This is a genomic window from Leptolyngbya sp. 7M (assembly GCF_018128485.1).
The window spans coordinates 3,675,687-3,689,320 of the sequence record NZ_CP070897.1 but is presented as its reverse complement, the minus strand read 5'-3'; the positions used below and the strand labels follow the sequence as shown (position 1 = coordinate 3,689,320).

The window sequence follows — 13,634 nt, the reverse complement described above, 5'->3', positions numbered from 1 at the left end:
TATAGAAAGTCCGATCGGCTTCGGCCTGCTGCTCTGGGCCAACAATGTGTTCCGCTCCAGTGCGGCGAATCGAGAAGGTGAATACTTCAATGCCCTGCTCTCGCAAGGCGGCAACTTCCCGTTGGATAAAGGTGTCGGTGGCTCTGGGATATTCACCCGTCAGATAGGCAATCCGCATACAATTTTCCTGATCAAGACTGGTTAGAAAGCATGGCCCCTAAGAAGGGACAGAAGGCGATTGACTCGATGGTTGAATAGCTGTGACTGCTAATAGATCGGCGTCTCCCCAGCTTCGTGCTAAAGCCGCATCGAGAGAGTAGGAAGGTGTCCAGTTCAGCATTTGTTTGGCGTAGAGATTGCTGTACTGCAAGGGTTTGAAGCGGGCATGCAAGCGTGCCGGAATCAGCAATCCTGGTAGTTTCAAGCGTCCAGCAAACAGGATTTTGTTGGTCTGCCAGACCAAACGAGACAGCAGCCGCATCACGGTCCAGTGAATCACAATCGTGCGGGGCGGAGCGGACATGCGGGCCAGCAGCTTGTTAGCGTAGACGCTTTGTGTGGGCAATTGATCATCCACAATATTGATCGTGGCTCCGACTGACTGCTCCTGCTCTACGGCATTGACAATGGCTGCCGCGCAATTTTCTACATAGGTCAGTGGCAAGATGGCATCGGTTCCAATTCGCAGCCAGAGATTGCCGCTCTTTGCCCCCAAACAAGCATTCCATAAGGCATCGCGCCCATAGATTATACCGGGACGCAGAATTGTGACCTGCCCTTGCTGTTGGCCAAACTCGCGCATCAATCTTTCCTGCATCAGTTTGGTTTGAGCATAAGCATCTCGCAAGCTGGGGTTGGATTCTAGAGGGGATTGTTCGTCTAGAGTGGAGCCAGCGGGCAAGTGCAGATAGTCGTAGACGGAAAAACTACTAATCCCGATCAGGCGCTGTACGCCTGCTTTCGTCATGGCCTGAAGCAAATGTTCCGTTGCTGTGACTGTGCCACTGAACTGAGTCTGCCAGTCTCCTGATTTGGCTGCGGCCAAATGCACAACAGCATTAACGCCTTTAAGAGCAGCTTCCCAATCTCCTGGCTGGGTTAGATCGAGTCGAATTATCTCAACTTGGGGAGAATTGTGCCAAGCGAAGGCACCGACATCAGCGGTTGGTCGTATCAAGGCGCGCACCTGATGGCCACGTCGCAGCAGTTCCGCGACCGTATAGCAACCTAGAAAGCCCGATGCACCTGTGACAAGGATGTTCATACAAAAGGGATTGGAGAGAAATAAGCAGGAAAGCGTGGATGGGTGGATGAGTAGATGGGATGTGGAGGAATGTTCGTCGCAAAGTGCTGCGGCTAGGGGCTACGCAGCGCAGTTGGAGCCTTGTACTCGATCAGGGTGGCCTGTTGGCCACGCCAGCGGGTCAGCCAGTATTTTGCCTGTCCAAGCATTTCGGGAAATTTTCCCAGCACACAAAAGCAAGCGTAGAGCCAAGCGTGAGTAGGCGGATCGTTGAATTTCCGTCGGTAGCGGTACACTTTTGCCATTTGAGCGGGATAGCCCAACAGCAGCAGCAGGCTGAGGCCGGAGGTGGGCCAGATCAAACCAAACGTTAGCACGGGCACAATCAAGCCCCAGATCCAGCGACTCCAGGTTTCTTTCACCCGATAGCGTTCTGGTGAAGCGCCATGTAGTGCAGCTCCAGCCGCCATTGCCCAACCGCCGCGCACAGTGCGTTTCCACCACTGACTAAATTTCAGCATGGCCGCGTCGTGGAGCGTCATGTCGGCATCAATCCGCTCGATTTTCCAACCCCGTTGGCGTAGCCGTCAGCAGCTTTTGATAGGCGACCCCTTGCCCATGGGCCTGGTACATTGCGCCTCGATTTAGGTATTTTTTAATCTCAATCACCATATCCGGCGTGACCAGATCGGCCCGCACTCCGTTACCACAGACGACTTCCCGCTCAAACGAGATGCCCTGCTGCTTGAGCCAGGTTTCAATATACTGGCGAATATCCGCCTCTTGCTTTAGTTCCACAAGCCGCTGACCGTTAGTTCGCTATTCACTGGCTACAGCGTTTTTCACTCATGTGAGGTATATGGGGGGTGTGAGGTTCGCCCCCAAGCAGGGGTACTGCCCTTGCACCCCGTTTTTCGTACTTCACTAGCCTGAAAAAGGCTGTATATGATTATTCACTCATTACAGCAAATTTTTGTGAGCAAGATTTCGTAGTGCCAGCGTTTTACCTGATCTGCCGGGAGAGGGACGCTTGTACTGAGGGGACGGAACAATCATGAGGTTAATTGACTGAGGTTAATTGACTGAGGTTAATCGACTGAATGGGATAGAGGCAATTTGATTTTTCCTGATGTGGGTGTGCAAAATCTGTAAGTATCCAATACCACGCTGTATTCGTACCCTCGACCAATGAAAGCTTCTGCTGCACTGTTGTCAATTGGGTTGTTGAGTTCTGCTCTTACGGCTGTCACCGTTGTTGGCCATTTGGCTTGGAACAGCCTGACTGAGGTCAGCGAATCAGCTCCGACCACTCCATCAGGGTCAACCGTTGCTACAGCTCCGACCGCTGGACAGGTCGTCCAATCGCCTCAGGTAAAACAGGCAGTTAGTCAAGTTTCCCCAGCACCTACTGCTGCTCCAGCTTCAGCTTCTAACGCTTCCAACACTTCTACTGCCGTATCCAATCCTCTCTCACCTGCGGTCAACTCATCTCAAAACCCAGCACCCATCGCACCCTGGACCCAGCAAGAGAACGACTATTTGTTCGATCTATCTCAAGCTCTACAGCCGGTTGAGCATCATCGCCTCAGCGCGGCAGAGCAGTTGCAAGTAGCCCGCAATATTCAGGCTTGGGTCACGGCTGGAGCAGACTATTGGGGCGTGCGAGAACAGTTTGACCGCACCTACCGCCGTGCTATCGCCGGAGACTATGCCCACAATCGGGATGTATACATTCGCTTTGCCACGGCCTACTTTGCACCAGAACTATTGGCTCGCGTGATGCAGCCGCCTAGGGTAGTTCAGCCTCCTCCAGGACCGCCCTCCTATCCGTCAGTTTATCCAGGACCCTACCCAGTCGATCCCTATGCGGATCCCTACCTGTATCCGTACCCTGACCCCTATCTGCACTATTCCGATATACCTGGTCCGAGCAGCCCTTATCCAAACGAAATCGCTCCCAATCCTGACCCTAATCAAGCCCCACAGACTCCTCAATTGCCGAATCTCACCGAAGTAGCGCTATAGCAAAGCACTAGAACTCCGGTTCAGGCTCAATGGATTGGGGATAAATCGCCATCCAAGCGGTGGGGTAGGTTCGTGCGCCCAGACTCTCGGTCCGGATGCGGGCATAGTTGCCGCGTACCTCAACCACTTCCCAAATCGCCATCAGCTCGGCTCGCGATAGGTTTGGCTGAGCTTGTAACACGATCCAATGCCCTACCGCCACCGTTGGTTGAGCCGATAAATTCAGCGGTTCATGGGCAGTGAGGTCAATTTCTGCCAGCGCATCCAGATCAGATGTTTCATCGCTTGCGTCAAACCAGTCCTCTTCCAATTCCGACGAATCGATCAGGTTGAGGCTGGCACTTGCTTCAATTGGTTCACTATTAGGGCGCTGCAAAGGTGCTTCATTTGGCTGGGTAGCACCAGCTCGCAATTGCTTCAGGCGCATGCGGATAGGTTCTGGCGTGGCGTCCCAGACTTGCCGCTTTTGGGCAGGCGTTAAAGTTTCTAATAAGGCCAGTTCTTCTAGCGAATCAATCACCTCTAGCATGGTCAAGACCGTGTGTAAACTAGAGGCATCTAATAGTTCTTCTAATTCTTCGCTGTCTGGACTGGCATCCACTGTCGGGTTTGACCGAGCGTACTCAAGTTCTGACATAACCCTGCTCGGGTTGATCCTAAAAAGCTTTGAATAAAGCAAAACTCAGAAGAGTGCCGTTATATCATTTCCCTTTGATTGAGCTACAGAGCACCAAGCTCAACAGGCTACATTGTGCAGGGTCCGTAACTCAAAACTTAAAACTCAAAACTAAGAACTGATATTAAACACTCCCTTTTCCATGTTGACCGATCAAACCCGAAATGGACAGTCTAAATAGTACTTTTGTATTATTTTTTGAGTCCTTATCTAAATTTTGCTGCCAAACTTGAGCCGGTTTCACCAGTTACCACCCAGAGCGTCGCACGCGCCGCATCGCGCACCACCTTAGTGAGGGGTTCGGGTGAGCGGGCCGAGGGTACAGCAACGGGGCGAAAATCAATGCCGCGACTGCCGAGCACAATCTCGCCAATCACCTGAGCACGACGCATGTGATAGTCCGAGGTGATTAGGTAAACGCTACGAATATTGCGAGTTTTGAAATAGTCGGCCAGGGTGGTGAAGTTGGTGACGGTATCAACCGCCTGATAGTCTAGATGAATCCGATTGGGGTCAATGCCTGCCTCAGTAAACACCCACTCTGCATACTCTGGATTACTGCCAGAAGAGATGATTGGCGGAACTGGCAACGATGTTTATTTGGTCACAGATGCAGGTGATATTGTCGATGAAGGAACGGGCAGTGCGGCTGGGATTCCTTCGCTGGGTGGCGTCGATCTGGTACGCTCTACCGTTGACTTCACGCTGGGTCGCAATGTCGAAAACCTGACCCTGGAAGGCACTGCTGCCAACGGTACAGGCAACGAATTGAATAACGAAATTCTTGGCAACGGTGTGGCGAACGTGCTGGAAGGTTTAGCCGGCAATGACCGCATCCTCGGTGGAAACGGTAACGACATCTTGCGCGGCGGGCTGGGCAATGACAACCTGCAAGGCGACCGAGGTAGAGATGTGATGACCGGCGGTGAAGGGGCAGATGGCTTCTTCTTCGATCTGAATTCACCGTTCAATCTGGGGGCAATTGGTCAAGACACAATCAGAGACTTTACATCTGGTGTAGACCGCATCGTACTAGATGAGACGACCTTCGGACCACTGTCCAGAAACGATATTGCCCTGGTAGCTAACGATAGAGATGCTGCGATTAGCAACAAACGCATTGTCTTCAGCGAAGAAACAGGTAAACTGTTCTTCAACGCGAATGGTAGCGCTAGAGGATTCGGCAACAATGGCGGCGGCGGTCTCTTTGTCACCCTGCAAGGTACGCCTGATTTTGCGGTTAGCGATATCGTGATTCAACCCTAAGTAGGTGAGCATAATTAAACATAAAACCCAAAACCCTGCAGCGCCCGCTGCGCAGGGTTTTGAATCTGGTTTTTAATTATGCCGAGGTACTTAGTAGATTCAATTCTGGGGATTCAACCGCAATTCTGAGCCAAGGCATCATAGAGCACTATCAATAGAGCAACTGTACCATCTGCATCTACCACCATCTGGCCTATCTCTAGCCGCTCTCTAGCCGCACTAACCAAACATTTGGATAGAACGAATGCTCTGAGCATACTTAATCAAAAATTCAGGATTGCTGTATTATTCCAGCTCCGAGTGCTTGAAGTAGCCGCTCCCATGTTCCCACCGGGCGTGGGATTTCTGCTTATCTATGTGAATCCATACCGAGGATCTGGACAGCATCCCGGTGATTAAGCATCTGTTGAGGCAGTTGTCTGCAAGGATTCTTGACAAAACTGGGTATTTGGTTACTGTAGTTTAATTACAGTTTAATGAAATGTATATGCTTGGTTTAGTCTGAGTCGGCACCTCAATCTTAATATCGATATCGCTAGCAGTGTATTTCCGTACCATAAAGTGCTCTATGCACTACGGGCTGCTAATCCGAATCTGATATTCTGACTCTGCAAATGTTGAATAATCAAGAGGTTGTTAAAAATGGAAGGGTGTGCAGTTACAGATCTGAAAGTTGACAGCAAGCGCAACTGTTTCTTCCTCGATGCCGGATTACTGCAACGAATTCAGCAGGAGACCGCCGTTTCAACCCGACTGGAGCCGGGAACCAATGTGGTCAAGATTCGCGCTGGTGCATTCAATTACCAATCAAATTCTGGTCATCAAGGCGAGCCAATGGTGCTGCTTTGGATCTATGGCGGCAAGGTAATCAACAAAAAAACAGGTATTCCAGTCGGAGCAACCTGGTCAACTCTAAACGGTTATGACGATACCTTGACGCTAGAAGTCTTGGAACCTGCTACATTATGTGCCTTTTTCTTCGACACCTATCTAGAAGACAACGACGGAGAAGTGCATCTCTCGGTCGTTCGAATTTAGCCTCTGATGCCCTGAATGGTTTCGCGATATTGATAATCAAGGCTGAGGTATAACAGTACCTCCAGCGTACAGATAAGCATTCAGAATACCCATTCAGATGAGCGTAATGGCGTTGGTCTGTTCCTGAATCGCGCTTCACTGATGACTATTATTTTGGGTGTCAACCATGCATTCCAGAAATATTCTTTTTTTCAAGCTTTTCGTTGCGGCGTTGGCTCTCACAGCGACTCCCAAGCTGCTGGCCGAGACCTTCGCCATACCGTCTGTTTTGGCGCAATCTCCTTCGCCGACCTCGTTTCCCCTACCTGAGTCCCTGCCAGAAGGCGCAACTGTCAAGGTCGATGGCTCGACCAGCATGACCGTAGTGAACGAAGCGCTCAAGGATCGGTTTCAGCAGAAATACTCTGGCTCTACGGTTGAGCTGGCAGCCAACGGTACAGACCAAGCGCTGCAAGCCCTACAAAATGGTGACATTACTGTGGCCGCCGTGGGCCGTCCGTTGACCGATGCTGAAAAGGCGCAAGGGTTGGTAGAAGTGCCGATCAATCGCGGCAAAATCGCCATTATCGTCGGTCCAGAGAATCCGTTCCAAGGCGACATTACCTTCGACCAATTCGCTAGGATCTTCCGAGGTGAAATTACCGATTGGTCGCAATTGGGCGGGCAGCCCGGACCGATTCGCTTTGTGGATCGACCGGATTTTAGCGATACCCGGAAATCGCTGAGTAACTATGCTGTGTTCCAATCAGCTCCGTTTGAAACTGGTCCCAACACCACTCAGGTTGCTACCGATGAAACGGCTGCTGTAATTCAAGAACTAGGCCGGGATGGAATCAGCTATGCGATTGCCGATCAGGTGCTGAACCAGAGCAATGTCAAGATCATCCCGATGCACCAAACGCTGCCCGATGACCCGCGCTATCCCTTCTCGCAGCCGCGTGGCTATGTCTATAAGGATATCCGATCAAGCACGGAAAAAAGAAAGAGCCCCACCAGGTTTACCTGATGGGGCTCAAAAGTCGGCGATCACCTACTTTCCCGCGGAGCAGTATCATCGGCGGCCTTGGCTTAACTGCTGTGTTCGGGATGGGAACAGGTGTTTCCCAAGGCCTATGCTCACCGACAAACTCGCCGATCGGCTGTCGCCGACCGGCGTGATGAACCGGAGAAGAACAACGTCTGTCGCGCCGATAGCCCGGCAACGAGTGACCACGCGGGCCGGAAGTCCGGCCGCGGCGGCTGGTTGGTGCGATCACGTTCGACCGTTAGTACCGTTCGACTGAGGGCCTTTCAGCCCGTGCATCTACGGCCTATCAACCTGGTGGTCTACCAGGGGTCTCACCCTTGCGGAACCAGATCTCATCTTGCGGGGGGCTTCACGCTTAGATGCTTTCAGCGTTTATCCCTGCCCAACGTAGCTACCCAGCGGTGCACCGAGCGGTGCAACTGGATCACCAGGGGTTGGTCCAACACAGTCCTCTCGTACTAATGTTGACTCCGCTCAAATCTGGAACGCCCACAGCAGATAGGGACCGACCTGGCTCACGCCGGTCTGAACCCAGCTCGCGTACCGCTTTAACTGGCGAACAGCCAGACCCTTGGGACCGCCTTCAGCCCCAGGATGCGATGAGCCGACATCGAGGTGCCAAACCGCGCCGCCGCTATGGACGCTCGGGCGCGATCAGCCTGTTATCCCCGGGGTACCTTTTATCCGTTGAGCTACGACCCTTCCACTCGGGATCGCAGGATCACTAGAGCCCACTTTCGTGACTGCTCGACATGTCTGTCTCGCAGTAAAGCCGGCTTGTGCTCTTGCACTCTCGACACGGTTTCCATCCGTGCTGAGCCGACCTTTGCACTCCTCCGTTACTCTTTTGGAGGAGACCGCCCCAGTCAAACTGCCCGACACGAACTGTCCCTCGCCCGGATGACGGGAATCGAGGTTAGGCCACAAACGTACAAAGGGTGGTATTTCACATTGTGACTCAGCCCAAGCCGGAACAAGGGCTTCAAAGTCTCCCACCTATGCTACGCAGCGTATGCTCATGGCCAATACGAGCCTGCAGTGAAGGTCCACGGGGTCTTTCCGTCTTGCTGCGGGGAGGCGGCATCTTCACCGCCACTACTATTTCACCGAGTCGGTCGTGGAGACAGGAGACCAGTGATTACGCTATTCATGCGCGTCGGAACTTACCCGACAAGGAACTTCGCTACCTTAGGACCGTCATAGTTACGGCCGCCATTGACTGGTGCTTAGGTCGAGAGCTTCTCTTGCGATGACCCCCTTCCATGACATTCCAGCATTGGGCAAGCGTCACACTGTATACATCCACTTGCGTGTTGGCACAGTGCTGTGTTTTTGATAAACAGTTCCCAGTCCCTTTTCTCTGCGCCCTGCCTCGCGGCGAGGGCCCCCTTCTTGCGAACGTACGGGGTTAACTTGCCTAGTTCCTTCACGACCGTTCTCTCGAGCGCCTGAGGTTATTCACCACACCCACCTGTGTCAGTTTTGGTACGGGCTACGCACCTGTATTTCTGGTCACCCCTTCGCCCCGCGTCGGCCACAAGGGCCTGCCAATCTGGTTAGGCCGCGGAACTCCGGGATGCGTCCTTGGTGCTGGCTCAGGAATATTAACCTGATGTCCATCGACTACGCCTTTCGGCCTCGTCTTAGGCCCCGGCTCACCCTGGGCGGATTTACCTTCCCCAGGAAACCTTGGGTATTCGGCGAGCAGGATTCTCACCTGCCTAATCGTTACTCAAGCCGGCATATTCACTTCCTGGCGCTCCACGACCCCTTACGGAACCGCTTCGCCGCACCAGGAACGCTCTCCTACCGCTCTTTCGAGCCCACAGCTTCGGCTGCCCGCTTATTCCCGATCATTATCGGCGCCAGTCTCCTCGACCAGTGAGCTATTACGCACTCTTTAAATGATGGCTGCTTCTAAGCCAACATCCTGGCTGTCACCGCAGACTGACTTCCTTTCGAACTTAGCGAGCATTAGGGACCTTAGCTGGTGGTCTGGATTGTTCTCCTTTTGACCCCGGATATTGTCACTCGGGGTCTATCTCCCAGGCCAATACATGTGGTATTCGGAGTTTGGTTGACAGCGGTAGCCGGGTAGGCCCCGACCATCATCCAGTCGCTCTACCCCCACATGCTGACACCTGAGGCTAACCCTAAAGTTATTTCGGAGAGAACGAGCTATCTCCCAGTTTGATTGGACTTTGACCCCTCCCGTCAGCTCATCGGAGACCTTTTCAACGGTCACCCGTTCGGCCCTCCAGGCGGTGTTACCCGCCCTTCAGCCTGGCCAACGGTAGATCACAAGGTTTCGCGTCTAGCCCGCACGACTTAACGCCCGTTTCAGACTCGCTTTCGCTCCGCCTCCGCCCCGATAAGGCTTAGGCTCGCCGTGCAGACTAACTCGCCGGCTCATTATGCAAAAAGCACGCCGTCAGTCCGAAGACCTCCGACCGCTTGTAGGCACACGGTTTCAGGTACTCTTTCACCCCGCTCATCGCGGTGCTTGTCATCATTCAGTCGCCTTACTGGTTCACTATCGGTCGTCCAGGAGTATTTAGCCTTGGAGGGTGGACCCCCCATCTTCAATCCGGGTTTCCCGAGCCCGAATCTACTCTAGGGCCAGTCACCGAGGTGCTTCCAGATGGGTTAGAGTTAATGAACTGGACAACTGCCAAAACCTACACAGTCAGGCTGACTGAGGCAGAGCTACAAGCCGCCGCCAAACTAAAAGAAGGGGATATTTTATTGACCCAAATTGTGCCCCTGTCCGATTCGGACTGGATGGTATCTAGCAAGTGGATTGCTTTAGGAAAATTGGGCAAACCCAAGCTAGCGGTGGCGATTGGTAACTTTAAGCAAAACTATAAAGAGCACCTCTATAGCGATGCTCCAGATCTATTAGAAGAAGCGTGGAAGTCGGTAGAGCGATACCATCAAGATTTTACTGATTTCTTTGGCAGTGGCGAAATTACAATGTCGGGCTATCAGCTCAGCAAAAAACTGGCCGAATTTCAAGAAGTGATGACTGAAAAACAGCTTGAGCGCTCCGGCATTGATCACTCTAAATCGGTGCAGGAGTTAGCTGAAGAAGCAGGCATTTCTCAGGAAGAGTTGGAAGAAGCCGCTACGGCAATGGGGGCCGATGCCAAGGTGGTCAACCAAATGCTTGATGCCAAGCAGTCAACTAAAATGATGGCACCCAAAGTTGAATTGCCGCCTGCTTTGAAAAAAGCAGAACAAGTTACAGTTCTCACCGATCCCCGCTGGGGTCAAGTGTTCTCACCCCACTACGCTCAGTTCAAAGCTAGCTTAGCGGCCTTGACTAGTAATCCAAACAGCTCTTCAACCGACGACGATACGGCTATTCCCTCAACTGCCGATTCAACCGCAGACTCATTAGCGCGGAAGTTTTTAGAAGATCCGGCAATTCCCGCTTTTGTTTGGCATCAGTTAGCCGAACAATATCCGGCCCAGCTTGAGGTGGTTTTGCGTCGGGTACTTGAGCGCCCAGACTTCAATTTGTTGCAGGATTTAGACAAAGTTTTACAGGACTTTGGTAAGCCGTTACAACCCGAATTACCTGAGATTGCCAGCGTGCCAATTCATTTACATAACTTATTCCAAGCAGCAGTTATCGAAGTCAGCAAAGATAAATCTAAGAAAAAGATTAAGTCTAAAACGGGCGCTGGATTTCAGCGCTAGACTAGTCGTCTGTATAGATAGATACGAATCGCGCTACGAGAACCCGCCCTGAGAATCATGCCCTTGCAAATACCAGGGTTGTATCACAGTTAAGAGGATTAGTTGAAAAACTAATTAAGGAGCTGATGAGGATCGCTGCGAGCGGTGGCTCACAGTTAGCGTTCGTGTGAATGACGTTATCTGTAATACCCAGGTAATACCCAGAAGCATGCTCAAGAGTCTAGTTACTTCTTGAGATAGAAGGGTTTTGTCATCAAAATTGGTAACGTAGATGTGTAAGTAAAGCTGAGAAAATTAAAACGGAGTAAAATCATGAATATCATTGCGTGGTTACTGTTGGGTCTATTGGCTGGAGCAATTGCCAAGGCGATCTATCCGGGACATCAAGGCGGCGGTATCTTGGCGACTATCGTGCTGGGTGTGATCGGCGCCTTTGTTGGTGGTAGCCTCTACACGCTGCTCACTACAGGAACATTGCAATTGGCGGCAACTGGCTTGAGCATCCCCGGTTTAATCATCGCAGTGGTTGGTGCGATCATCGCCATTTTCCTATGGGGTTTGATGACTCGTCGCGCTGTTTAGTTTAACCTAAAGCTTAGGGTGCATCTCGCTTCATCTTTCCACTGGTGCATCTTGCTGAGGTGTCCTTCGTTCACAGGATCAACCAGCATGTAGGACCACAACGAACTCCTCTAGTTGCAAGTTTTGCTCTGAAATGAGTTGAAGATGGATTAGGTTGCTGACAGTTGAATGTTAGCTAAATGCTAAGTGCCCTAACTTCTCAATTCTAGGCTGAGCCGCTGAGCTAGGGGAGTTGCGGTTGCTGGTCAGTTCTATCAAATTCGGTGTCAAATTTGTCAAATTTAGTGATCTAGTTAAACGGCTGAGATTTCCCTCAAGCTATGCCAGCGGTCAGTCTATTCCAGGGACTCTGCTTATTACCTACGCTAATTACCGACTCAGTTGACCGGCTGAATGCCTGGAAGTATGATAAGGACACCAGTCCGGTTTTGTCTCCAACTGAGCCTAACTAAGCGCCCAGACTAAGCCAAGCCCAAGCTAAACCCAAGCTAAACCCAAACTGAGCCATTGATCGCTAGGATTGATCAAGATGCTCACTTGCTAGAGGACAGCAGGCGATGGCCCCAGAACCGGAAAGTTCTTCCACTCCCAATTCTTCTCTGCGCGATCGATATATCGCCCTGATTGACCAGATTGTGACAATTACCCTGAAGGGGCAACTGCGATCAAAGGAGCAGATTTATCAGCAGTTAGTGCAGGAGGTGGAAGTTGGCACGGGGGAAATTTTTGAGCGCTGCCTGACCGAACGATTAGAAGCCACCCAAGCTCAGGTCAAGCAGGCTGACGATGAATTGAAGCAAGCTAGAGCTAGCCGCAGCCTCCGGGCCATGCAGACAATTCAAGGTGAGTGGGAGCGCTACCAGAAACAGCAGCAGGCATCGAATGCCCTGACCCGCGCGACCGAGGCAATTTTGCAGGCTGCATCTACCGAGCGGTTGAGCGTTTGGTTAACTTACGTTGACCCCAATCAAGGAAACCGCTTTAATCCAGAAGCTTTGAAGCAATTGGCTCAAGCCTTGGAGCGAGCGGTGCAATTCTAGCCAAATGGCCTATGTAGAGCTGACGCTAGAGCAGGTGAATCAACTGCCGTTCTGGAGCAGCCAATCTGATAATTCTCACCAGGATTGAATCATAGACTGAATCACGTCAGCTGACATTCTCACGATAATTTCACGATAATTTTCAGCTTCTGAGGCACTGATGTATAGTAATAACTTTAAGATCAAAACCCAAACCTTCCCTACAATGCCACTGCTGTCTCTCGGTTTGCTTTGGTTGTCCTATGCCCTAGTCGGATGGCAGTTGTCGGTTTATTACATTTTTCTATTTATAGGAATTTTGATTGCTGTTGCGGCTGTGGCGTTTGCCTGGAGCAGTACTCCATGGTTTGAAGGACTCTTTGGTTATTTACCCCAGGTCTTGCTGATTGCCTTCACCATTAGTATACTTACTGCCCTAATCGCTATATTTCCAATGTTGGTTCCTCTAATGGTCATCCCAATGCTAACTACTTTGTTAGCTTGGCAGGAGATCCAAGCTTTGACGATGCGGAAGTGCTACCTATGGAGCGTGCTGATCACGGTTGCCATCATCGGTTTGGGAATTGGGGAATACGTCGATCTCTTCATTCTGCCAAGCGAGAAAGGCATGTAGTTGCTCTTCGCAATCTCTACTGAGACTAGACAACTCTAATCATCGACAGGAGCAACCATCTCGCGCAGGTTGTCAGGGTCTACATAGTGACAACTCATTTCATCCATGCAGATCAATGCCCAGCCAGCTTGGTCAATTGCAATTAGCTTGTAGGCCGTGTCTTGAACAAAATACCCTTTATGATTACGAGTGCCTGGAAGGACTTCGAGAGTGTAAACATCTGAATTAATCATCATAACCTCTTTTTGTTAACAATTTTCTGCTTTCGCCTTTGTTCTAGGCCGAAGGCCCATCCCTACAGGGGTATAGGGGGCTGGGGGGATCAAAAGGTTTTAAAACACTGCCTAGATAGCTCTAGATAGCTCGGTGAATAAATACTAGCTTTTCTAACCAACTAGCTATAGCGTATAGCAGAAACTCAG

General features: G+C 51.3%; 17 protein-coding genes, 1 rRNA gene and 1 other annotated feature. Of the genes, 9 read left to right on the top strand and 9 right to left on the bottom strand.

Features of this window, described 5'->3' with window-relative positions:
* The first annotated feature begins 46 nt into the window (after positions 1–46).
* Entirely contained in the window at positions 47–205 is a 159-nt protein-coding gene (locus tag JVX88_RS43135; protein ID WP_263975172.1) for a hypothetical protein, read from the top strand.
* Between the two features lie 12 nt (positions 206–217).
* On the opposite strand, the gene JVX88_RS18570 is transcribed toward JVX88_RS43135, so the two are convergent.
* From JVX88_RS18570 to JVX88_RS18560, 3 genes are all read right to left on the bottom strand, one after another.
* Positions 218–1,264, bottom strand: a complete 1,047-nt coding sequence (locus tag JVX88_RS18570) for an NAD-dependent epimerase/dehydratase family protein (protein ID WP_211619671.1) — start codon at positions 1,262–1,264, stop codon at positions 218–220.
* A gap of 92 nt (positions 1,265–1,356) precedes the next feature.
* Positions 1,357–1,785, bottom strand: coding sequence for a hypothetical protein (locus JVX88_RS18565; RefSeq protein ID WP_211619670.1), 429 nt, complete (start codon positions 1,783–1,785; stop codon positions 1,357–1,359).
* A gap of 7 nt (positions 1,786–1,792) precedes the next feature.
* Entirely contained in the window at positions 1,793–2,041 is a 249-nt protein-coding gene (locus tag JVX88_RS18560; protein WP_211619669.1) for a hypothetical protein, read from the bottom strand.
* A 390-nt stretch (positions 2,042–2,431) separates the two neighbouring features.
* Here JVX88_RS18560 and JVX88_RS18555 point away from each other — a divergent pair, with 390 nt between their 5' ends.
* Entirely contained in the window at positions 2,432–3,268 is an 837-nt protein-coding gene (locus JVX88_RS18555; protein WP_211619668.1) for a hypothetical protein, read from the top strand.
* A 7-nt stretch (positions 3,269–3,275) separates the two neighbouring features.
* On the opposite strand, the gene JVX88_RS18550 is transcribed toward JVX88_RS18555, so the two are convergent.
* Positions 3,276–3,905 carry a hypothetical protein gene (locus JVX88_RS18550; RefSeq protein ID WP_211619667.1) on the bottom strand — a complete coding sequence of 210 codons (630 nt, stop codon included), beginning with the start codon at positions 3,903–3,905 and terminating at the stop codon, positions 3,276–3,278.
* A gap of 245 nt (positions 3,906–4,150) precedes the next feature.
* On the bottom strand, positions 4,151–4,534 hold the full coding sequence (locus JVX88_RS18545) for a YdcF family protein (RefSeq protein WP_211619666.1): 384 nt from the start codon (positions 4,532–4,534) through the stop codon (positions 4,151–4,153).
* Here JVX88_RS18545 and JVX88_RS18540 point away from each other — a divergent pair.
* A complete protein-coding gene (locus JVX88_RS18540; RefSeq protein ID WP_211619665.1) occupies positions 4,515–5,210 on the top strand; it encodes a calcium-binding protein in 696 nt (231 codons plus the stop codon). The genes JVX88_RS18545 and JVX88_RS18540 overlap by 20 nt on opposite strands.
* A gap of 113 nt (positions 5,211–5,323) precedes the next feature.
* Here JVX88_RS18540 and JVX88_RS18535 read toward each other — a convergent pair whose 3' ends face one another.
* A complete protein-coding gene (locus tag JVX88_RS18535; RefSeq protein ID WP_211619664.1) occupies positions 5,324–5,467 on the bottom strand; it encodes a hypothetical protein in 144 nt (47 codons plus the stop codon).
* Positions 5,468–5,852: 385 nt separating this feature from the next.
* On the opposite strand from JVX88_RS18535, the gene JVX88_RS18530 reads away from it, so the two are divergent.
* Positions 5,853–6,248, top strand: coding sequence for a hypothetical protein (locus JVX88_RS18530; RefSeq protein WP_211619663.1), 396 nt, complete (start codon positions 5,853–5,855; stop codon positions 6,246–6,248).
* 166 nt (positions 6,249–6,414) lie between these two features.
* On the top strand, positions 6,415–7,254 hold the full coding sequence (locus tag JVX88_RS18525) for a substrate-binding domain-containing protein (protein WP_211619662.1): 840 nt from the start codon (positions 6,415–6,417) through the stop codon (positions 7,252–7,254).
* Between the two features lie 11 nt (positions 7,255–7,265).
* On the opposite strand, the gene rrf is transcribed toward JVX88_RS18525, so the two are convergent.
* Together rrf and JVX88_RS18515 are read right to left on the bottom strand one after the other, a co-directional pair.
* Positions 7,266–7,372: ribosomal RNA gene (rrf, locus tag JVX88_RS18520) — 5S ribosomal RNA — on the bottom strand.
* 119 nt (positions 7,373–7,491) lie between these two features.
* Positions 7,492–10,054: a sequence feature (mutual gap in cmsearch alignment for this rRNA model is longer than 100), on the bottom strand.
* Positions 9,688–9,855 carry a hypothetical protein gene (locus JVX88_RS18515; RefSeq protein ID WP_211619661.1) on the bottom strand — a complete coding sequence of 56 codons (168 nt, stop codon included), beginning with the start codon at positions 9,853–9,855 and terminating at the stop codon, positions 9,688–9,690. Its footprint overlaps the feature before it by 168 nt.
* On the opposite strand from JVX88_RS18515, the gene JVX88_RS18510 reads away from it, so the two are divergent.
* From JVX88_RS18510 to JVX88_RS18495, 4 genes are all read left to right on the top strand, one after another.
* Positions 10,021–10,977 carry a hypothetical protein gene (locus JVX88_RS18510; protein WP_211619660.1) on the top strand — a complete coding sequence of 319 codons (957 nt, stop codon included), beginning with the start codon at positions 10,021–10,023 and terminating at the stop codon, positions 10,975–10,977.
* 312 nt (positions 10,978–11,289) lie before the next feature.
* On the top strand, positions 11,290–11,559 hold the full coding sequence (locus JVX88_RS18505) for a GlsB/YeaQ/YmgE family stress response membrane protein (RefSeq protein WP_211619659.1): 270 nt from the start codon (positions 11,290–11,292) through the stop codon (positions 11,557–11,559).
* 557 nt (positions 11,560–12,116) lie between these two features.
* On the top strand, positions 12,117–12,599 hold the full coding sequence (locus JVX88_RS18500) for a hypothetical protein (protein ID WP_211619658.1): 483 nt from the start codon (positions 12,117–12,119) through the stop codon (positions 12,597–12,599).
* A 160-nt stretch (positions 12,600–12,759) separates the two neighbouring features.
* The gene (locus JVX88_RS18495; RefSeq protein ID WP_211619657.1) at positions 12,760–13,212 is read left to right on the top strand and encodes a hypothetical protein; all 453 of its coding nucleotides are present in this window, start codon (positions 12,760–12,762) and stop codon (positions 13,210–13,212) included.
* 35 nt (positions 13,213–13,247) lie between these two features.
* Here the strand turns inward: JVX88_RS18495 and JVX88_RS18490 are convergent, their stop codons facing one another.
* The gene (locus JVX88_RS18490) at positions 13,248–13,448 is read right to left on the bottom strand and encodes a hypothetical protein (protein ID WP_036010166.1); all 201 of its coding nucleotides are present in this window, start codon (positions 13,446–13,448) and stop codon (positions 13,248–13,250) included.
* Between the last annotated feature and the right edge of the window lie 186 nt (positions 13,449–13,634).

What these genes read in the sequence shown, in the direction of transcription:
- JVX88_RS18570 (WP_211619671.1), bottom strand. Translation starts at nt 1,264, where the DNA reads ATGAACATCCTTGTCACAGGTGCATCGGGCTTTCTAGGTTGCTATACG.
- JVX88_RS18565 (WP_211619670.1), bottom strand. Translation starts at nt 1,785, where the DNA reads ATGACGCTCCACGACGCGGCCATGCTGAAATTTAGTCAGTGGTGGAAA.
- JVX88_RS18555 (WP_211619668.1), top strand. Translation starts at nt 2,432, where the DNA reads ATGAAAGCTTCTGCTGCACTGTTGTCAATTGGGTTGTTGAGTTCTGCT.
- JVX88_RS18550 (WP_211619667.1), bottom strand. Translation starts at nt 3,905, where the DNA reads ATGTCAGAACTTGAGTACGCTCGGTCAAACCCGACAGTGGATGCCAGT.
- JVX88_RS18540 (WP_211619665.1), top strand. Translation starts at nt 4,515, where the DNA reads ATGATTGGCGGAACTGGCAACGATGTTTATTTGGTCACAGATGCAGGT.
- JVX88_RS18535 (WP_211619664.1), bottom strand. Translation starts at nt 5,467, where the DNA reads ATGCTCAGAGCATTCGTTCTATCCAAATGTTTGGTTAGTGCGGCTAGA.
- JVX88_RS18530 (WP_211619663.1), top strand. Translation starts at nt 5,853, where the DNA reads ATGGAAGGGTGTGCAGTTACAGATCTGAAAGTTGACAGCAAGCGCAAC.
- JVX88_RS18525 (WP_211619662.1), top strand. Translation starts at nt 6,415, where the DNA reads ATGCATTCCAGAAATATTCTTTTTTTCAAGCTTTTCGTTGCGGCGTTG.
- JVX88_RS18515 (WP_211619661.1), bottom strand. Translation starts at nt 9,855, where the DNA reads ATGGGGGGTCCACCCTCCAAGGCTAAATACTCCTGGACGACCGATAGT.
- JVX88_RS18505 (WP_211619659.1), top strand. Translation starts at nt 11,290, where the DNA reads ATGAATATCATTGCGTGGTTACTGTTGGGTCTATTGGCTGGAGCAATT.
- JVX88_RS18500 (WP_211619658.1), top strand. Translation starts at nt 12,117, where the DNA reads ATGGCCCCAGAACCGGAAAGTTCTTCCACTCCCAATTCTTCTCTGCGC.
- JVX88_RS18495 (WP_211619657.1), top strand. Translation starts at nt 12,760, where the DNA reads ATGTATAGTAATAACTTTAAGATCAAAACCCAAACCTTCCCTACAATG.
- JVX88_RS18490 (WP_036010166.1), bottom strand. Translation starts at nt 13,448, where the DNA reads ATGATGATTAATTCAGATGTTTACACTCTCGAAGTCCTTCCAGGCACT.